This is a genomic window from Streptomyces diastatochromogenes (assembly GCF_002242805.1).
Lineage (GTDB): Bacteria > Actinomycetota > Actinomycetes > Streptomycetales > Streptomycetaceae > Streptomyces > Streptomyces diastatochromogenes.
Window position 1 is genome coordinate 15339 of the sequence record NZ_MCGQ01000037.1, and the last position, 19358, is coordinate 34696.

At 72.9% G+C, this 19358-nt stretch carries 12 protein-coding genes; 3 read left to right on the forward strand and 9 right to left on the reverse strand.

Going from position 1 to position 19358, the window contains the following annotated elements; all coding sequences use genetic code 11:
* Positions 1-20: 20 nt before the first annotated feature.
* Genes BEK98_RS35110 through BEK98_RS35130 form a run of 5 tightly spaced genes read right to left on the reverse strand, consistent with a single transcriptional unit; the run spans position 21 to position 7922 of the window.
* Positions 21-626 (reverse strand): GTP-binding protein, encoded by a 606-nt coding sequence (locus BEK98_RS35110; protein ID WP_094220786.1) that lies wholly within the window; start codon positions 624-626, stop codon positions 21-23.
* Positions 607-4245 (reverse strand): hydantoinase B/oxoprolinase family protein, encoded by a 3639-nt coding sequence (locus BEK98_RS35115; protein ID WP_094220787.1) that lies wholly within the window; start codon positions 4243-4245, stop codon positions 607-609. The genes BEK98_RS35110 and BEK98_RS35115 overlap by 20 nt, the downstream gene beginning before the upstream one ends.
* 24 nt (positions 4246-4269) lie before the next feature.
* On the reverse strand, positions 4270-4665 hold the full coding sequence (locus BEK98_RS35120) for a DUF742 domain-containing protein (protein WP_094220788.1): 396 nt from the start codon (positions 4663-4665) through the stop codon (positions 4270-4272).
* 9 nt (positions 4666-4674) lie between these two features.
* Positions 4675-5109 (reverse strand): roadblock/LC7 domain-containing protein, encoded by a 435-nt coding sequence (locus BEK98_RS35125; protein WP_094220789.1) that lies wholly within the window; start codon positions 5107-5109, stop codon positions 4675-4677.
* Positions 5106-7922 carry a nitrate- and nitrite sensing domain-containing protein gene (locus BEK98_RS35130; RefSeq protein WP_094220824.1) on the reverse strand — a complete coding sequence of 939 codons (2817 nt, stop codon included), beginning with the start codon at positions 7920-7922 and terminating at the stop codon, positions 5106-5108. The genes BEK98_RS35125 and BEK98_RS35130 overlap by 4 nt, the downstream gene beginning before the upstream one ends.
* Before the next feature lie 421 nt (positions 7923-8343).
* Here BEK98_RS35130 and BEK98_RS35135 point away from each other — a divergent pair, with 421 nt between their 5' ends.
* Positions 8344-8874, forward strand: coding sequence for a hypothetical protein (locus BEK98_RS35135; protein ID WP_094220790.1), 531 nt, complete (start codon positions 8344-8346; stop codon positions 8872-8874).
* 209 nt (positions 8875-9083) lie between these two features.
* On the opposite strand, the gene BEK98_RS35140 is transcribed toward BEK98_RS35135, so the two are convergent.
* The 4 genes from BEK98_RS35140 to BEK98_RS35155 all read right to left on the reverse strand — a co-directional run bounded on the left by BEK98_RS35140 (position 9084) and on the right by BEK98_RS35155 (position 16997).
* Positions 9084-13742 carry a hypothetical protein gene (locus BEK98_RS35140; protein ID WP_094220791.1) on the reverse strand — a complete coding sequence of 1553 codons (4659 nt, stop codon included), beginning with the start codon at positions 13740-13742 and terminating at the stop codon, positions 9084-9086.
* A gap of 38 nt (positions 13743-13780) precedes the next feature.
* Positions 13781-14659, reverse strand: a complete 879-nt coding sequence (locus BEK98_RS35145; protein ID WP_094220792.1) for a hypothetical protein — start codon at positions 14657-14659, stop codon at positions 13781-13783.
* A gap of 31 nt (positions 14660-14690) precedes the next feature.
* Positions 14691-16220, reverse strand: coding sequence for a hypothetical protein (locus BEK98_RS35150; RefSeq protein WP_094220793.1), 1530 nt, complete (start codon positions 16218-16220; stop codon positions 14691-14693).
* Positions 16221-16289: 69 nt separating this feature from the next.
* Positions 16290-16997 (reverse strand): GntR family transcriptional regulator, encoded by a 708-nt coding sequence (locus BEK98_RS35155; protein ID WP_094220794.1) that lies wholly within the window; start codon positions 16995-16997, stop codon positions 16290-16292.
* Between the two features lie 164 nt (positions 16998-17161).
* Between BEK98_RS35155 and BEK98_RS35160 the strand changes: the two genes are divergently transcribed.
* Both BEK98_RS35160 and BEK98_RS35165 read left to right on the forward strand, forming a co-directional pair.
* Complete coding sequence (locus BEK98_RS35160) at positions 17162-18481, forward strand: MFS transporter (RefSeq protein ID WP_094220795.1); 1320 nt, start codon at positions 17162-17164, stop codon at positions 18479-18481.
* Between the two features lie 5 nt (positions 18482-18486).
* The gene (locus tag BEK98_RS35165; RefSeq protein ID WP_094220825.1) at positions 18487-19317 is read left to right on the forward strand and encodes a putative hydro-lyase; all 831 of its coding nucleotides are present in this window, start codon (positions 18487-18489) and stop codon (positions 19315-19317) included.
* Positions 19318-19358: the final 41 nt, after the last annotated feature.

Sequence of the window (19358 nt, forward strand, 5' to 3'; positions counted from 1 at the left end):
GGTACGGGCCGTGCCGTCGGTCAGCCGGTGACGGCCTCCCGGCGGTCGGCCGCGTACTCCATCGCATGCTGGACGACGCCGATGAGCACCTCCTTGACCGTCTCACGGTCGCGGGCGTCGCACAGCAGGACGGGCACGTCCTCGTCCAGGTCGAGGGCCTGGCGGACGGCCTCGGCGGGGTAACGGGAGGCTCCTTCGAAGCAGTTGACACCGACGACGAAGGGTATGGAACGCCTCTCGAAGTAGTCGACGGCGGCGAAGCAGTCCTCGAGGCGGCGCGTGTCGGCCAGGACCACGGCGCCGAGCGCCCCCTCGGACAGCTCGTCCCACATGAACCAGAACCGTTCCTGCCCGGGCGTTCCGAACAGGTACAGCACCAGGTCCTCGCGCAGGGTGATGCGGCCGAAGTCCATGGCCACGGTGGTCGTGTTCTTGCCCTCCACGCCGCTGATGTCGTCGACCGGGCGCCCGGCCTCGGTCAGCGACTCCTCGGTGCGCAGCGGCCTGATCTCGCTGACCGCGCCGACGAGGGTCGTCTTGCCCACGCCGAAGCCGCCGGCCACCAGGATCTTGAGCGTGACGGGCTCGACCGGGGGCATGCCGCGTTCAGTACGCCCGAGGATCATCGATCTCTTCTCCTGCTTGATGGTGGTCGGGCGACGGTCGGCCGTAGCCGCCGCCACCGGGGGTTTCGATGACGAGTACGTCGCCGGGACCGACGTCCGCCGATCCGCTTCCGCCGAGTTCGGTGACCGTGCCGTCGGCTCGCTCCACCCGGTTGGCGCCGAGCGCTCCGGGTTCGCCGCCCGCCATGCCGTACGGCGGCACGCGGCGGTGCTGGGAGAGCGTGGAGACGGTCATGGGTTCGAGGAAGCGGATCCGGCGCACGGCGCCGTCCCCGCCGCGCCGGCGTCCGGCGCCGCCGCTCCCCCGCCGCACGGAGAACTCCTCGAGCCTGACGGGCAGCCGCCACTCCAGCACTTCGGGGTCGGTGAGCCGCGAGTTGGTCATGTGCGTCTGGACGACGTCGGCGCCGGGGAAGCCGTCGCCGGCGCCGGATCCGGAGGCGACCGTCTCGTAGTACTGGTGGCGTTCGTTGCCGAAGGTCACGTTGTTCATGGTCCCGGAGCCTTCGGCCTGGACGCCCAGGGCGGCGTACAGGGCGCCGGTGATGGCCTGGGAGGTCTCGACGTTGCCCGCGACGACGGCGGCGGGCGGCTCGGGTGCGAGCATCGAACCGGGCGGTACGACGATGTCCAGGGGGCGCAGACAGCCGTCGTTGAGCGGGATGTCGTCGGCGACCAGTGTGCGGAAGACGTACAGGACCGCCGCGTTGACCACCGAGAAGGGGGCGTTGAAGTTGGTGGCGAGCTGTGCGGAGGTACCGGTGAAGTCGATGGTCGCGCGGCGCTCGGCACGGTCGACGCGCACGCGGACGCGGATGACGGCTCCCGAGTCCGTCTCGTACGCGTACTCCCCGTCGTCCAGGGCGTCGATGACCCGGCGGACCGCTTCCTCCGCGTTGTCCTGGACGTGCCGCATGTAGGCCTGTACGACGTCGAGGCCGAACTCCTCGATCATGCGGCCGACTTCGTCGACGCCCTTCCGGTTGGCGGCGATCTGGGCGCGCAGGTCGGCGAGGTTGGTGCGGACGTTGCGGGAGGGGTAGGGCGCCTCGGTGAGCAGGCGGTGGGTCTCCTCCTCCCGGAAGCGGCCGTTCTCGGCGAGCAGCCAGTTGTCGAAGAGGACGCCCTCCTCCTCGATGGTGCGGCTGTGGGCGGGCATGGAGCCCGGGGCGATGCCGCCGATCTCGGCGTGGTGGCCGCGGGAAGCGACGTAGAAGAGGATCTTCTTCTCACTCTCCGTGTCCGTCGCGGAGCCGGTGTCGAAGACGGGGGTGATCACGGTGACGTCGGGCAGGTGGGTGCCGCCGTGGTACGGGTCGTTGACGGCGTAGGTGTCGCCGGGCCGCATCGAATTGCCGCGGCGGCGGATGACCTCTTTGACGCTGGTGCCCATGGATCCCAGGTGGACGGGGATGTGGGGCGCGTTGGCCACCAGGTTTCCATCCGGGTCGAACAGGGCGCAGGAGAAGTCCAGGCGTTCCTTGATGTTGACCGACTGGGCCGTGGACTCCAGCCGTGCGCCCATCTGTTCCGCGATCGACATGAAGAGGTTGTTGAAGACCTCAAGCAGAACCGGGTCGGCTTTTGTGTCCAGATCGGAACTCTGCGTAATCGCCGCGCGTTCCATGACCAGATGCCCGTCGTCGGTCGCAGCGGCCCGCCAGCCCTCGTCGACGACGGTCGTGGCACCGGCCTCGGTGATGACCGCGGGTCCGGTGACGGTTTCGCCGGGCGGAAGGGCCTCCCGGCGGTGGAGGGGTACGTCGCGCCAGGCGCCGCCGGTGTGGAGGCGGACGGTTTCGGGGGCGGCGGGGTGGCCCTCGTACGGGGCGAGGGCGGAGAGATCGGGGGGTGCGGTGATGCCGGTGGCTTCGACGGAGAGGGCTTCGACGACGATCGGGCGGTCGAGGGTGAAGGAGTACGTGGCGCGATGACGTTCTTCGAAGGTGTGTCTCATAGTGTCGGGCTCGGTGAGCGCGACGGTGAGGGTGGTGTCCGTGCCGTCGTAGCGCAGTTGGGCGCGGCGGGTGACCTCGATGCGGTCCTCCGGGACGTCCTCGGCTCGGAGTTCGGCGCGGGCTGCGCCTTCCAGGTCGTCGGCCGTCTTGCGGATGCCGGGCATCGAGGCGGCCTCCAGGGGTGCCTCGACGGACTGTTCGCGCATGGCCGTGGTGTCGGCGAGGCCGATGCCGAGGGCGGAGAGGACACCGGCCATGGGGGGTACGAGGACCGTGCGGATACCGAGCGAGTCGGCGACGCTGCACGCATGCTGGCCGCCCGCCCCACCGAAGGTGGTGAGGGCGTAGCGGGTGACGTCGTGGCCCTTCTGGACGGAGATCCGCTTCACGGCGTTGGCGATGTTGGCGACGGCGATCTGCAGGTAGCCCTCGGCCACCTGCTCGGGTGTGCGGTCGTCGCCGGTCCGCTCGCGAATCTCGCGTGCGAGATCGGTGAAGCGTTCGCGGACCAGGGCGGCGTCCAGCGGCTGGTCGCCGTCCGGGCCGAACACCGCCGGGAAGTGGGCCGGTTGGATGCGGCCGAGGATCACGTTGGCGTCGGTGACGGTGAGCGGGCCGCCGGCGCGGTAGCAGGCGGGGCCGGGGTCGGCGCCGGCCGAGTCGGGGCCGACGCGGTAGCGGGAGCCGTCGAAGTGGAGCACGGAACCGCCGCCCGCGGCGACGGTGTGGATGTCCAGCATCGGGGCGCGCAGCCGGACGCCCGCGATCTGGGTGGTGAAGACGCGCTCGTACTCGCCGGCGAAGTGCGAGACGTCGGTGGAGGTGCCGCCCATGTCGAAGCCGATGACGCGATCGAAGCCGGCGCGCTGCGACATGCGGGCCATGCCGACGATGCCGCCGGCCGGCCCGGAGAGGATGGCGTCCTTGCCGCGGAACTGCCCCGCCTCGGTGAGCCCGCCGTTGGACTGCATGAACATCAGCCGCACGCCCCGGAGTTCGTCGGCGACGTGCCCGACGTAGCGGTGCAGCCCGGGCGACAGGTAGGCGTCGACGACGGCGGTGTCCCCGCGCGGGACGAGCTTCATCAGGGGGCTGGTCTCGCTGGACAGCGAGATCTGCGGGAATCCGGTGCGGGCGGCCAGGTCGCCGATGGCGCGTTCGTGGGCGGGGTGGAGGTGGCTGTGCAGGCAGACGACGGCGACCGCGCGGATCCCGTCGTCGTACGCCTGCTGGAGGGGGCCCGTGAGGGCGTCGAGGTCGGGCTCCCGCAGGACGGTACCGTCGGCGGCGATGCGCTCGTCGGCCTCGATGACGCGCTCGTAGAGCAGCTCGGGCAGTTCGATGCGGCGGGCGAAGATGCTGGGGCGGTTCTGGTAGGCGATGCGCAGGGCGTCGCGGAAGCCCCTGGTGATCAGCAGGAGGGTGCGCTCGCCCTTGCGTTCCAGCAGGGCGTTGGTGGCGACCGTGGTGCCCATACGGACGGCGTCGATGGGCTCCGGGGAGCCGTCGATCAGTTCGCGTACGCCGGCGACGGCCGCGTCCGCGTACCGGGCCGGGTTGTCGGACAGCAGCTTGTGCGTGAGCAGGCGGCCGTCCGGGCGACGCGCGACGATGTCGGTGAAGGTGCCGCCTCGGTCGACCCAGAACTGCCAGCCTGTCACGTCACTACTCCGCTTCCGCGCCGGTCACAGCGCCCGGAGGCCGTTGATCACGTCGCGCAGGATACTCTCGTCCGGCAGCTCGGCCGGGGGCACCGGACGTGTCACATGGACGAGTTCCGCGTGGACGAGGTCCCCGATGAGGACGCGCACCACTCCGATCGGCAGATCCAGCTCCGTGGCGAGTTCCGCGACCGACTGCGGTGCCGTACGGCAGAGCCCGACGATCTCCACGTGCTCCGGGGAGAGCGTCGGGTCCGTCTCCGGATCCCCGGCGTCGGGTTCGGTGACGACCACCGCGATCAGATCGAGGCGGTGCTGGGCCGGACTCGTGGTGCGGCCGCGCGTCATGGCGTACGGACGGACGACCGGTCCGGCCTCGTCGTCGAACCAGTGGCTTCTTCCCTGACCGTCTACGCTCATGTCATCCCACTACCCGCCTGCGGGCAGATCGGTGCGCGGAGCGGCGCCCAGATGCACACCGACCCGCTTGACCAGCAGCGTCATCTCGTAGGCGACCTGCCCGACGTCGGAGTCGGCGTCCGAGAGGACCGCGAGGCAGCTGCCGTCCCCGGCGGCGGTGACGAACAGGAAGGCGTCGTCGAGCTCGACCACGGTCTGCCGGACGCTGCCCGCCTCGAAGTGCCGCCCCACGCCCTTGGCAAGGCTGTGGAAGCCGGACGCGACCGCGGCCAGGTGCTCGCTGTCCTCCCTGGTCAGGTCCTTGGACACACCCGTGGGCAGACCGTCGCCGGAGAGCACGACGGCCTTGCGGATGCTGGCGACCCGGTCGACGAGCTCATCCAGGAGCCAGTTCAGCTCCCCCTTGTTGGTCTCCGTGTGGCCGGTGGCCTTCGGTGCGGTCATCGACCGTCCCCCTTAGTCGTTCCTGGTGCTGTGCCGTTCCGGGCGTCGCCCGCGGCGTTCTCCTCACGGCCGCGCTGCCAGCCGCGCTGGAGCGAGGCCATCCGGCTGCGGACCTCGTCGGCGTCGCGGTCGGCGGGCTGCGCCACGTCTTCCGGGCGCCGTTCGGCTTCCTGCCTCAGCTGCGGGGCCAGGTTGGCCTGGCGTACGCGCCGGGGCAGCGGCCCGGCGCCGGGTGCGGGGGCCGCGCCGCCGGTGGGCAGGACGCCGTCGCCCGGGCCGTCACCGGAAGCGGCCGCCGCGGGCCGGGTCCGTCTGGGCAGCGCCGGGGCTTCGGAGGTCTGGTCGCCGCCGCCGGCCGCCGTGGCCGTGCGCTCGTCGACGCGGTCGGCGAGTCCGGTGCGCCGGGTTGCCTCACCGCGGCGGCGGGCCGGCAGGGGAGCCAGTCCGCCGGTGTCGGCGCGGCGCGGGCCGGCCGCGGGCTGCTCGTCCGGTTCGCCGCGGCGGGACCGCTGCTCGGTGACGGGCCTGCCGTGCGAACTGACCAGCTTCGGCGTCTGGCGCTGGGGCAGCGGTACGGGTCCGCCGGAGCGGGCATCGGCCGGGGTGTCGTCGGCGCGCGGGACGGCCGGCTGATGGGGTTCGACCAGCCGGGAGGCCGCCTGGTCATCGGCGCCGCGGCCGCGGGGGCGGGGGCGGAACAGGCCGCCGCGCTCGCTCTCCTCGTCGGTCAGGGCGCCCGGGAAGTCGTCGATGGCGTCCAGGTCCACGGGGGCTTCCAGCTCGACCGGACCGTCCAGCAGAGGGGCCGGCCGGCCGGGCAGCTGCACCGGGGCATGCGACCGGGCGGGGGTGAGGCTCGCCGCCGGCTCGGCTTCCTTCGAGGGGCGGTCGAGGCGGAAGCCGATGCCGTTGGTGTCCGGGACGTCATCGGTCAGCAGCGCGTCGGGGATGAACACGACGGCGGTGGTGCCGCCGTAGGGGGACGGCTGCAGGGAGACGCGGACGTTCTGGCGCTGGGCGAGGCGGCTGACCACGAACAGGCCAAGGCGGTCCGTGTCCGAGAGTTCGAACTCGGGGGTCTCGGCGAGCCGGAGGTTGGCGTCGAGCAGCGCCTCGGCCGTCATGCCGAGTCCCCGGTCGTGGATCTCCAGGGTGAAGCCGTTGGCGACCCGCTCGCCGAGGACCTGGACGGCGGTGTGCGGCGGCGAGAAGACCGTGGCGTTCTCGAGGAGTTCGGCCACGAGGTGGGTGACGTCGGCGACGGCGGGACCGGTGACCGCGACCCGCGCCAGGCGCCGCACCTCGACGCGCTCGTAGTCCTCGACCTCGGCGACGGCGGCGCGGACGATGTCCATCAGCTGCACGGGGCGGCGCCACTGCCGCGACGGTGCGGCGCCGGAGAGGATCACCAGGCCCTCGGCGTGCCGGCGCATACGGGTGGTGAGGTGGTCCAGGCGGAACAGGTCGGCGAGTTCGTCGGTGTCCTCGGTCCTGCGCTCCATGGTGTCGAGCAGGGTGAGCTGCTTGTGCAGGAGGACCTGGCTGCGGCGGGCGAGGTTGACGAAGACCTCGGAGACGCCGGCCCGCAGTTCGGCCTGCTTGACGGCGGCCTCGACGGCCGCGCGCTGGAGGGTGTTGAGGGCCTGGCCGACCTCGCCGATCTCGTTCTTGTCGTACTCCAGCCGGGGCACCTCGGTCTCGACGTCGACCTGTTCCCCGGCGGAGAGGCGGCGCATCACGCTGGGCAGCCGCACCCCGGACGCCTCGTGCGCCTCCAGGCGCAGCTGCCGCAGGTCGCGTATGAGACTGCGGCCGACGCGCACGGACAGGACGACGGAGAGCAGGAGGGCGACGAGGCCGAGGACGCCGGCGACGGCCGCCTGCACGATCACGCCCATGGCCACGGGCTGCGTGCGGTCCTGGAAGCGGTCGCCGACCTGGTCGTCGAGGGTGCCGAGTTTGTCGAGGACGCTCGCCGCTGTGGAGTCCCAGCTCTGGGCGGTGACACCGTGCGGGGTTCCGGAATCGGTGGCGATCGCGGTCTGTTCGGCCACGCGCAGCGGGGCGGTGGTGGCGTTCTTCCAGAAGCGTTCGTACCGTTCGCGCTCCGAGGCGGGCAGGAGCGGCAGGCTGATGTCGTACAGCAGCGTGCGCTGGGCGACGAGGTCGGAGATGTCGCGGGTCTCGTCGTGGGAGAGCCTGCCGACGACCAGCGCGGAGCCGAGCAGGGCGTCCTCACGGGAGAGCAGTTCGCGGGCGCGGTTCACGTTGACCAGGGCCCGGGCCTGCTTGTCCATGTCGACGTCGTCGATGCCGTCGAGGGCGTCCAGCAGGGTGTAGCAGGGGTCGACGAGCTGGTCGTAGCGGTCGAGAGCCTGGGCTCGGTTGACCGTGCGCTGCTCGACGCTGCGGCGCAGGGAGTCGAGGGCGTCGAAGGCGTCCAGGACGGTGGTGAGGCGCTCGCCGTCGTCCCCGTCCATGGCGTCGCGGACGTCGTGGTCCTTGGCGCTCCTGCGGATCTCGGCGACGGCCCGGTCGGTGGCGGTGCGGGTGCGGTGCAGCGCCGTGAGGGCGTCGGCCGCTCGCGGGTCGGCGAGGTAGACGAGGGTCTGCCGGCGTTCCTGCTGCAGGCCGCGGACGGCGTCCTCGGTGGGATAGGAGACGTTCTGGACGATGTCGGACACGTGGAAGAGCCGGGTGACTTCACGCCCCGTGAGCACCGTGGCGAAGCCCCAGATGGCGGTCAGGGACACCAGCGGCACGAGAAGCAGCGCCACGATCTTCCGGCGGATCGACTTCCCGCGAAAGCGCATGGCCTCCCCCAGCTCGACCCCCGCCGGTCGGGGGTACACATGTCCATCAGCAAACGTGCGCGAGCCTACTACCGCCCCACAGCTAACTCGAAGACATGTCCGGAGGGTGAACTTCCGCACCGGCGGCGAGACATGGCGAGTTGTCCGGGCATTGCGGGAGATTGCGCCCGGGATCTGGGTGCCTGCGACGGGACGGTCCGAAGCAGTACGGACAGCCGGATGGCTGGAATTTTTCGCAAGTGGGGAATCTTCGAGGGCCGTTGTTCGTCTTTCTCTACGGGAAATGGGGGCGGAATCGGCCACAGGAGCCGCATCCCGCACCCCGGCGGCGTAAAACAGCGCAAGCCGGGCAGCCACTGGGGAGTCGGGGTCCACGGACACCGGGGCGAGCGGTCTACCGGCGGTGGGGAGTGACACGGTGATGGGCACGGCGGAGCGGCGCGGGGCGCCCGAGGAGAGCGTGGCGGTGCGCTCGGCGGCGCGGCGGGGTGATGAGGCGCCGGATCGCGACATTCCGGTGCGTGAGCGTGACAGGGAGTCCGACGGACAACAGCAGCCGAATCACCGGCCGTTGTGGATCGAGGAGCCGGCACGCCGGCGCCGGATGCCCGACCCGGTGCGTACGGCGGCGGTGCGGGCGGTGCTGATCATCTCGGTGACGCTGATCCAGGCCATGGTGGCGTTCCTGTGCACGCTGGCCGGGTCCTGGCTGGCGTTCCCGATGGTGATCAGCAGCGTGGCCAGCACGGTGGTGGCCACGTGGGCCGTCGTCGACGTGTGGGTGACCCGGCAGGTGTACAACCAGCGGTACGGCGTGGTCTCCGAGCCGAGCAGCACGGCCCGGTCGCTGCGCCGCGAGCGCCGGGCCCGCCGGCGTCAGCAGCGGGCCGCCCTGCGGGAGCAGGAGCGGATACGCCGGCGGGGCGGCACCGGGCAGCTGTCCCACTCCTGACCTTCGGCGGCCGGCACCCGTCGTCACAGCACGGCAGGCTCCACCCGCCGCTTCTCCGGTGCGAGTTCACGCCGGACCCGCATGACGGGCCGGGGGGCGCTCCACCGAGAGCACGGCGACCGTGCGCCCGTCGCGTTCGTAACGGGCGAGGCAGCCGCCTCGCCCGGGCGCCCCACGGCCGCACCGGCCGGTGAAACCGCGCCTGGCGGCTAGGCCGGCCGCTTGTACATCCGTGTCGCCGTGATCTCGCTGTGCACCGCTTCTCCCGTCTGGGGCTGCTGAGGCAACCCGGGCCGGAGATGTTCCTCCACGCTGATGTACTTCAGGCCCGCCCTGAGGTCGGCGTCGTTGCGCAGCCGGATGACCAGCGGGAACTCCGCAAGCGCGGTCGTGTCGAACAGGCCGGTGGTGTACAGCAGCTGGACGCCCAGCGCGTCGGAGACGGCCCGCTGAAGCTCCAGCAGGTACGTCGCGTTGGCGCGGCCGATGGGGTTGTCCAGGAACAGCGTGCCCGCGTGCCGGTGCTTGTCGCGGCCGCGGTCGTTCGAGCGCAGGGCCGCCATCGTGCAGTACAGGGCGATGGCGGCCGTCAGCAGCTGACCACCCGAGAACACGTCGCCCATCTGCCCGACCGGCACGCGTTCGGCACGCAGTACGGCGTCGGGCTTGAGGATCTCGACGGCCACGCCCTTCGGCTGCAGTGCCGCCGCGACTCCTCGCAGGAGCAGGGACATGCCGTCCCGGCGCAGGTCGGAGTTCTTCTTGACGGCCGCGCGGGTGGCCTCGTCGATGACCTCGCCGAGCCGTTCGCTGAGCGTGGCCTGGTCGGGCTCCTCGAAGCGGATGCGCAGGAACTCCTGCCCGGACCACTCGCCGAGCCCCTCCGGGAGGCGGGAGAGCCGCTGGGCGGAGCGCAGGGTGGCGAGGGCCGACTCGACCAGCCCCCTGAGCCGGTCCACGATCGAGTCCCGGTTGCGCTCCAGCTGTGCCAACTCGTCGGTGAGGACGCGCAGTCGGGGCGCGAAGGCGTCCGCCCACTTCTGGGCGTGCTCGGGCAGCGCGGATGCGGGCAGCTCACGGATCTGCTGCCGCGCGGGGGTGCGGACCTGCTCGTAGCGCGTGGAGTTGGCGTGCCGGACGAGCACGTCGCTCGCCTCGCGCACGGCCGCATCGGCGGCGGACAGGTCGGCGGCGCAGCCGCGCAGCGAGCGGCGGGCCTCGGCGGCCGAGTGCCGGGCCTCCTCCAGGCTGCCGGGGTACGGCTCCGGCTCCTCCTGCTCCTCCTCGGGGGTGTGCTCGCGCAGCAGGTCGCGGAGCATCGCGGCGATCTCGTCGAAGCCGCCGGCCGCGTCCTCGGCGGCCCGGTGGGCGTCGAGCAGCTCGGCGTGGGCCTCCCGGGCCTCGGCCAGCGCCTCGGTGCGGGTGGCGAGTTCGGCCGTGGCGGTGCGCAGCAGGGCCTGGGCGTGCTCGGCGTCGCGCGGGACGAGTTCCTCGGCCAGCTCGGTGTGCGCCTCGCCGTCCTCGGGGGCGAGCCGCTCCGCCTCGCCGCGCAGCCGGCCGAGCTGTTCGCTCGCGGTCGACATGCGGGTCTCCAGGAGCTGCACCAGCTCCTCCGCGCGCGCGGCGGCGGCCTGCCGGGAGGGGCCGTCGGAGCCGTCGGGCGACTGGAGCAGCTGTTCGGCGCGCGTGCGGACCTTGTTGCTGAGCCGGTCCAGCTCGGCGAGGGACGCGCTCTCGTCGCTCTCGGCCCGGGCCTGTTCGGCGCGCAGGTCGGCGCCGACGCCGACCTTCTCGTACACCTGGGAGGCGGCCCGATAGGCCTCGCGCAGGGCCGGCAGGGACACCTTCGGGGCGTCCGGGTCCGCCGCCGGTACGTCGTCGGGGGCGCCGGCGATCTCGGAGCGCTCGGCGCGCAGGGCACGCGCGGTGCGGCGGGCGTCGTCCGCGGCCCGCTGGGTGGCGCGGCGGTCCTCGTCGGCGGCACGGGCGCGGTCCAGGCACGTCTGGGCGCGGGCCTCCGACTCGGCGCCTTCGTCGGCGAGTTCGCGGAGTTTGACCTGCCAGCCGGCACGCTCGCGGAGCCGGTAGGCGAGTCCGGCGAGGGCGTCGGCGGCACGGCGGGCCTTCTGCGCGGCCTCCTGACGCTCGTCACGGACCTGTGTGGCCTCGGCGGCGACCTCGTCGGCCTCCGCGCGCGCGGTGCGCGCCTCGGTCAGCTCGGCCTCGGCCTCCTGCGCGAACGCGCGCGCTTCCCGGGCGGCGTCGGCGAGTTCGGTGAGGCGTCCGGCCGGGCAGCCGGTGCGCCAGGACGCGAGCCGCGCGGCCAGCTCGCGGTCCTTGCCGAGGCGGGCGGCGAGGGCGCGGATCTCCTCGTCGCGCTCGGTGGCCCGCGCGCGCAGCGCCTGCCGCTCCTCGTCGGCGGCGTGCTCGTCGTGCATGGCCGGGTTCGGGGGCACCAGGAAGACGTCACCCGGGGCGGCGTCGGGCGCCGGGGTCGGGGCGAGCAGGGCGGCGGCCGTACCGACGGCGACGGCGGAGCGCGGCAGCAGGGCGGCGTCGCTGAGCGCCTCGCGGGCACGCGCGTGCGTGTCCGGGTCGGTGATGATGACGCCGTCGACCAGTTCGGGGCGGGCGGCGAGCACGCGCGCGTGGTCGGCGGGGTCGACGGCCTGCGCGAGGTAGCGCCAGCCCGGGAGTGCGGGGATGCCGTGCTCGCCCAGGTACTCCACGGTGGCCAGCACGTCCGGCCCGGGCGGCAGCAGTCCGCCGTCGCCGAGGGCCCCGAGGATACGGGCGTCGTCGGCGGCGGCGGTGCGCAGTTCGAAGAGGTGCCGTTCGGCGGTCGTCACGGCGTCGTCGAGAAGTTCGCGCAACTCGTCCGCGAAGCGGTCGAGTTCCTCGGGGCTGAGCGGGCTCTCGGCGAGGGAACGGGAGTCCTCGGACGAGTCTCCCCCGCGCGCGGGGGAGCCGTCGGCCGCTCCCGACCTGGGGCCGGGCACAGCGGCCCGCGCCGTCCCGGGTGCGCCCGGCAGGCTCAGCAGCTCCGCGAGCCGTTCCTCGGCGGCCAGGGCCTGGGCGAGGCGCCGCTCGGCCTCGTGGCCCCGCTCGGCCGCCGTCGCCGCGTCGGCCGCGCGGGCCGCGGTCAGCTCCGCGCGGGACTCGGCCGAGGCCGCCTCGCGCGCGTGCTCGGTCGCCTTGCGGGCGGCCTCACGGGCCGCGTCCCAGGCGGCCACGGCGGTCTTCTCGGCGTCACTGGCGGCGAGGGCGGCACGGGCCGGGTCGGCGTCCGGTGCGCTGTCGTCGAGCCAGCCCGCGCGGACCGCCTCGGCCGTCTCCTGCTCGACCTCGGCGAGACGCTGGCGCAGGTGCCCGGCCTCACTGCGGGCCCGCTGCGCCTCGGTGGCGGCGGAGGTGGAGTCCCGGTAGGCGGAGTCGCTGACCTCCTGGAGCGCGGCGGAGCGCTGCTCCTCCTCGTTGGCGAGGGCCTCGGCGCTCTCGGCGGCCGCGTGCAGGGCCCGTACGAGGTCCACGGCGGCCTTGGCGCGGGCCGCGAGCGCGGGCGCGGCGTCCCGCTCGGCCTCCTGGATCGCGGCGGACACGCGCGCGACGCGGTCGGCGGCGGCGCGGTGCCGCAGCACGGCCTCGGCGGCCTGCCAGGCGGAGTGCAGCGTGCGCGCGTCGGCCAGCTCGCGCTTCTGCGCGGCGGCGGACTTCTCGGCGGCGGCGAGCGCCAGGGAGGCGTGCCGGAAGGCGAGTTCGGCGGCGACCAGTGCGCTGCGCTCCCGGGCGCCCTCGGAGTGCGTGACGGCGTAGGCGGCGGCCGTGACGCGCTGCGCGAGGTCGGCGGCCCGCACCCGCTCCTGCACGGCCCGCGCGGACAGCCGCCGGGCCAGTGTGCGGGTACGGCGCTCGGCGCCGGCGTGGATGTCGCGCGCACGCGCGCGTGCCTCGGCGGCCTCGACGATCCGCCCGAGCAGGTCCACGGAACCGGCCGTGAAGTCCCGTTCGGCGATCAGCTCGGCGCGCCGGCCCAGCTTGTTGCCGAAGCCGCTGACGAGGTCGGCGAGGCCGTCGGTGTCGCGGGTGTCGGTGACCGCGCGCAGCAGCAGGTCGGTGAAGTCGGAGTCCTTCTTGACCGCGAAGAGACCGGCCGCCTCGCCCTCGTCTGCGTTCATCTCCCGCTGGTAGCGGAAGAGTTCGGGGTCGAGGCCGAGGTCGCCCAGGTGCTCGATCCAGCGGTCGTGGATCTCCTCCCAGTGCACCTCCAGATGCGGGTAGGCCTTCCCGGCCTCGGTGAGGGCGTCGCGGAAGCCCTTCATGGTGCGGCGGCGTCCCTGGGCGCCCGAGGTGCCCTCGACGGGCGGCCGTACGGCGGTGGACTCGGCGACGGGCAGGTTGTCCAGGCTCAGGCCGGGGCCGGGCCGGAAGGAGTACCAGGCCTCGGCGAACTTCCGCGGATCGTTGGAGACCTGGCGTCCGCGCCACTCGCTGGCCTTGCCGACGACCACGCATTCGCCGGTCTGCACGTGCTGCCACTCCAGCGCCACGTGTCCGCAGTCGTCGGCGAGCAGGAACTTGCGCAGCACGCCGGAGCTGGCGCCGCCGAGGGTGTTGCGGTGGCCGGGCAGCATCACCGAGAAGATCAGCTTGAGCAGTACGGACTTGCCGCCGCCGTTCTCCAGGAACAGCACGCCCGCGGGCGCGGGGCGGCGCGGCGGTCCGGCCGGCTCCTCCTCGAAGAACTCCGCCTGCATGGGCGCGGGGTCGGGCACGGGCTCGCCCACGCCCCGCAGGTCAAGCACGGTGTCGGCGTAGCGCGCACCGGCGGGACCGATGGAGTAGAGGCGGACCCGGGACAGCTCGTACATGGCGGACTCTCGTCAGTCTTCTGGCAGATCGGGAAAGTTCAGGAATGGAACGGCAGCCCGGCGTCGGCCACCAGGTCCAGGTCGCTGGTGTCGTCGGCGGGCAGCAGGCTCGCCGTGCCGTCGGTGACCGGGACGACGCCCAGCTCCAGCAGTTCGGCCATCGCCGCGCTGCCGGCCATGTCGCGCACCTGAAGCTGGTAGCGGGCCGTGGTTCGGTAGGTGCCGCCGTGGTCGTCACCGGTGCGCTGCAGGAACCCCGAGTCGGTGAGGAAGGCCGCCGCCTTGCCGACGATGCCCGTGGTGGAACCGGCGAGGCGACGGGCGTCCTTGGTGGCGCCGGTCGCGCTGCGTCTGGCCCAGATCCGCCAGGCGGCCTCCAGTCCGGGCGCGTCGGTCGCCGGGTCGGTGTTGTCGCCCTGCTCCTCGGCGCGCTCCTCCAGGCGGCGGCAGGCCTGCCGTACGAAGGCGTCGACGCCGTTGACGGTGATCCGGCCGATGTAGGAGTCGTCGGCCAGGTCCTCCGGGCGCGGGAACGCCAGCGCGGCCACGGCGAGATGGGCCAGTCCGTGCAGGAACCGGTCTCCCGAGTCGGCGGCGGTGCGACGCGCGTAGTCGCCCATGCGGACGGCGAACACCGAGTCCTCGGCGGCCGTCACGGCCATCCCCGCGCGCGGGGACACCTCCAGCACGACGAGTCCGAGACCGGCGGCGACGGCGTCCGCAAGTCGCGCGAACGCCGGGTCGTCACGGTAACGGCGCAGCAGCTCCGTGTACTCCTGGTCGCGCGCCGGCTGCAGCTTGGGCTGCAGCCCGAAGGCGACGAGCCGCGCCGCGTCGGCGGCGTCGGCAGGGGTGACGGCGGCGGAGGCCGAGGGGGCCGGGGCCTCGGTGTCACTCCACTCGACGTGCTCGCTCACGGCTTGGGCTCCTTGTCGCGCTGTTGTTCACTCATGCTGCTTCCGTCCGGTCCGCGGCCATCCCCACCGCGTCCAGCAGGGCGGTCCCGACGATCAGATCGGCCCCGCCGAAGTCCGGATCGTCCAGATCGGTGCCGTCGTCGACGGCGAACAGCAGCTTCTCCTCGCCCTGGCGGTACGCCGTACCCACGGCGGGGCTGGCCGCGTGGATCGCCAACAGGGCGACCAGATACGCCAGATCGAAGCCGCCGGAGTCCCGGGCCTCCGCCAGCAGACCGGACAGTCTCCGCGGCGCGTCCGCAGGCAGATCCAGCAGCTCCTTGGCGGCGGCCAACTGCTCCTCGCTGAACCGGCTGTCGTCCGGCGTCGCGATCAGGTCGGGCTCGGGCATCTCCGCGCCCAGGTGCTCCCGCTCCACCGGCGGCGTCAGCAGTATGTCGACGAGGTCGGCCACCCGCACCGACACCGGCGTACGCAACCCCGTGCCGTGGGTGAAGAACGCGTCCGTGATCCGGATCGCCCGCTCCAGGGGCAGCGGCAGCACGGGCGCGACCAGGTGGCCGTACAGGTCGATCCCGGAGGTCGTGGTGGGTGTGGCGAAGGCCTGCCGGTCCTGTTCGGCGCGGAACAGGGGGCCGGCCTCCAGCAGGCGCGACTGGAGCTGGGTGTGCCGCCGGATGCAGTCCTTGACGATGTCCACCAGCTCGGCGGCGCGCCGCTTGTGCTCGGGTTCCTCGGTCTCGTCGCGGGCCTTGCGGATGTTGGTGAGGATCGCGTTCTCGTGGCGGTACCGGTCGGCCACGTGGTCGAGGGCCTCGGCGATCATGTCGGGTACGGCGTTGAGCCAGTCGACCGCGCGGACGTTGCGCCGGGTGGCCTCCAGGGCGCGGCGCAGGGTCTCCGAGTACTGCACGGTGCGGTAGCGGGCCTGCTCGGCGGCGAGCTGGGCGTCGGCGAGGCGGCCGCGGTTGATCAGCACCTCCAGCTTGACCTCGGCGGCGATCTGCGCGCTGGTGACATCGGTGTCGAGGGCGCCGACCAGGACGTTGACCGCCTCGTCCGTCGTGCGGAGATAGACGGTGCCGCCGGGACCGGGGACCTCCTCGATCAGCTTGAAGTCGTAGTCCCGGCGGACATAGCTGCCGTCCGGCGTGAACGTGCCGTACACCGCACGGAAGCCGCGGTCCACGCTGCCGACGTTGATCAGGTTCTCCAGGACCCAGCGAGCCACGCGCTCGTGCTCGGCGACGGGCCGGTGCGGGGCCTGGGCGGCGATGCGCGGGATGAGCCGGGCCACGATCTGCTCGTGGTCGGCGCCCGTGTCGAAGTCCATGTTCAGCGTGACCAGGTCGATGGCGGCCAGGGCCACCTCTGCCATGCCGTACACCGAGTACTCGCCGGCCAGGTTGGCCTTGCGCGCGTCGAGGTCGTGCAGCGGCGCCGTGCAGGCGAGCGCGCGCAGCCGACGCGCCAGCCCCTCGTCGGCGGCCGGGCCCGGTGCCGGGCGCGGCCCCGCGCTGAGCTGGGGCGGAACGCTGTCCGTCGATGCAGGCGAAGTCACGGTGCACAGACTAGATCCTCGGTCTGACAACGACCCAAACGACGCAGAAGCGACGGCCGTCACAGAGGCTCAAGACGCGTCGGCGCCGTCCTCGCCGACCCGCCGCCGGTACACCTCGAGGATCCGCTCCAGCGAGCCCGCGAGGTAGGTCTCCAGCAGCCGCTCGGCCCCGCGCCGGTCCCCGTCCTGCAGCGCCTGCAGGATCTGGCGGTTGCGCGCGAGGTAGGGCTCGTGCAGCCGGCGCGGGTCGTCCACGACGTGGAAGGCGAGCCGCAGCTCGGCGAAGACGCTGCGCATCAGCTCGTCGGTGCGTTCGCTGCCCGCCAGCGCGACCAGCTCCCGGTGGAAGTGGATGTTGGCCGTACCCAGTGCTTTCCAGTCATTCTCATGGGTGGCCAGCTGCCCCTCGGTGACGGCGGCGGCCAGGCCGTCGAGCCCGTACGGCGGCTCGCCGAGGCCCCGGACGACCGCGCACTCGACCAGGGCCCGGGTGCGGTAGATGTCCTCGACGTCCTGCACGGTCAGGACCCGGACGAAGACCCCGCGGTTGAGTTCGTGGACGAGCAGACGCTCGTGGGTGAGCAGCCGGAACGCCTCGCGCAGGGTGTTGCGGGAGACCCCGAGCGCGCCGCCGATGGCGTCCTCGGACAGGCGGGTGCCCGGCGGGAAATAGCCCTCGGCGATACGGCTGCGGAGGATGTCGGAGACCCGTTCGGCCGTGCTGGTGCGCCCCAGGAGGGCGCGGTCGTCGGCCAGTCCCGTCAGCTGCTCTGCCATGCCCGGAATTCAATCGCAGACCCCGGAACGAAACAACGTGGGTATTGAAGGATCGTTGAACAATCCTCTACGGTGCTCCGCACGACACAGCTTCGGCACGGCACAGCTTCCGCACGGCACTGCTCAGTTCCCCGCACCCTCCGTCCCCTCTCTGCGAGGTGCCCATGAGCACGACCCCTCCGCCTCGGTCCGTGACCGCAGGCGCACGACCGGCACAGGGTGAACGCGCCGCCGAGGACAGCGCGTTCGGCTGGCTACACGCCCTCGGCCCACGCGGCCGGCGCGCGTTCGCCGGCGCTTTCGGCGGATATGCCCTGGATTCCTACGACTACTTCACGCTGCCGCTGAGCATGGTGGCGCTCGCCGCGTACTTCGGCCTGGACAGCGGCCAGACCGGCCTGTTCACCACCGTCACGCTGGTGGTCTCCGCGATCGGCGGTGCCGTGGCAGGCGTGATCGCGGATCGCGTGGGCCGGGTCCGGGCCCTGATGATCACCGTGATCACGTACGCCGTCTTCACCGTGGCCTGCGGCTTCGCGCCGAACTACGAGACCCTGCTGGTCTTCCGCGCTCTGCAGGGCCTGGGCTTCGGCGGCGAGTGGGCGGTCGGGGCGATCCTGGTCGCCGAGTACGCGAGCGCGAAGCACCGGGGTCGTACCCTCGGCGCGGTCCAGAGTTCCTGGGCGGTCGGCTGGGCGCTGGCAGCGATCGTCTACACGCTGGTGTTCTCCTTCGCCGGCGACGACCTGGCCTGGCGCATCATGTTCTGGACCGGGGCGCTGCCCGCGCTGCTCGTGGTGTGGCTGCGCCGCCGGGTGCACGACGCGCCCGAGGCCATCGCGGCCCGCGAACAGAGCCCGCAGCGCGGCTCGTTCACGGCGATCTTCCGGCCCGGTACGAACGGCGAGCCCGGCCTGCTGCGCACGACGGTCTTCGCGGGCCTGCTGTCCACCGGCGTGCAGGGCGGCTACTACACGCTGGCGACCTGGGTGCCGACGTACCTGAAGACCGAACGCGGCCTGTCCGTCGTCGGCACCGGCGGCTACCTGACCTTCCTGATCACCGGCGCCTTCCTCGGCTACCTGACCGGCGGCTACCTCACCGACCGGCTCGGCCGGCGCCGCAACATCTGGCTGTTCGCGCTGCTCTCGGCCGTGTGCATCCTCGCGTACACGAACATCCCGCACGGCGCCAACACCCTGCTGCTGGTGCTCGGTTTCCCGCTCGGCTTCTGCATGTCGGCGATCTTCAGCGGCTTCGGCTCCTATCTGAGCGAGCTGTACCCGACGGCGGTGCGCGGCACCGGGCAGGGCTTCACGTACAACACGGGCCGCGCGGTGGGCGCGGTGTTCCCGACGCTGGTGGGCTTCCTGGCCGACAGCTGGGGCGTGGGCGGTGCGCTGGTCTTCGGCGCGATCGGCTACGGCCTCGCGGCCCTGGCGCTGCTCGGGCTGCCGGAGACGCGCGGGAAGGAGCTGGCGTGACGCGGCTGAACCGTACCGAGGACCGGCCCGTGAGCGTCGTCGACGAGCACGCGCACGCGTGGAGCGCGAAAACGGCACGGGCCCGCTTCCGGGAGGGCCTGGCGGGCCCCACGGCAGGCGTCGCGGCCGGCAACACACAGGCGAACCTGATCGCGGTGCCGGCCGACTGGGCATACGACATGCTGCTGTTCTGCCAGCGCAACCCGAAGCCGTGTCCGGTGCTGGACGTCACGGACGCGGGCGCCACCGCCACCGTCCTCGCACAGGGCGCGGACCTGCGCACCGACCTGCCCCGCTACCGCGTGTGGCAGGACGGCGAGCTGGTCGAGGAGCCGACGGACGTGCGCGCGCACTGGCGGGACGACCTGGTGTCGTTCCTGCTCGGCTGCAGCTTCACCTTCGAGTGGGCGCTGGCCGGGGCGGGCGTCCCGATCCGGCACGTCGAGCAGGGCCGCAACGTGCCGATGTACGTGACCGGCAGACAGTGCCGCCCGGCGGGCCGGCTGCGCGGCCCGATGGTGGTGTCCATGCGCCCGGTGCCGCCGGAGCACCTGCGCGCCGCGATCCGGGAGAGCAGCCTGCTGCCGGCCGTGCACGGCGGCCCCGTGCACTGCGGCGATCCCGCGGCCCTCGGTATCGAGGACCTCGGCCGGCCCGACTTCGGCGATCCAGTGGACGCCGCTCCCGACGACATCCCGGTGTTCTGGGCGTGCGGGGTGACCCCGCAGGCGGCGGTGATGGCCTCGCGGCCGCCGTTCGCCATCACCCACGCACCGGGCCAGATGTTCCTGACCGACGCCCGCGACGAGCAGTACCGCGTGGTCGGCGTCGACTGACACCGCCGAGCAATACACGACACAAGGACCGGAGACACGGA

Excerpts from the sequence above, each read along its gene's own strand:
- BEK98_RS35110 (WP_094220786.1), bottom strand. The coding sequence starts at position 626 with ATGATCCTCGGGCGTACTGAACGCGGCATGCCCCCGGTCGAGCCCGTC.
- BEK98_RS35135 (WP_094220790.1), top strand. The coding sequence starts at position 8,344 with ATGGGCACGGCGGAGCGGCGCGGGGCGCCCGAGGAGAGCGTGGCGGTG.
- BEK98_RS35125 (WP_094220789.1), bottom strand. The coding sequence starts at position 5,109 with ATGACCGCACCGAAGGCCACCGGCCACACGGAGACCAACAAGGGGGAG.
- BEK98_RS35155 (WP_094220794.1), bottom strand. The coding sequence starts at position 16,997 with ATGGCAGAGCAGCTGACGGGACTGGCCGACGACCGCGCCCTCCTGGGG.
- BEK98_RS35120 (WP_094220788.1), bottom strand. The coding sequence starts at position 4,665 with ATGAGCGTAGACGGTCAGGGAAGAAGCCACTGGTTCGACGACGAGGCC.
- BEK98_RS35140 (WP_094220791.1), bottom strand. The coding sequence starts at position 13,742 with ATGTACGAGCTGTCCCGGGTCCGCCTCTACTCCATCGGTCCCGCCGGT.
- BEK98_RS35130 (WP_094220824.1), bottom strand. The coding sequence starts at position 7,922 with ATGCGCTTTCGCGGGAAGTCGATCCGCCGGAAGATCGTGGCGCTGCTT.
- BEK98_RS35160 (WP_094220795.1), top strand. The coding sequence starts at position 17,162 with ATGAGCACGACCCCTCCGCCTCGGTCCGTGACCGCAGGCGCACGACCG.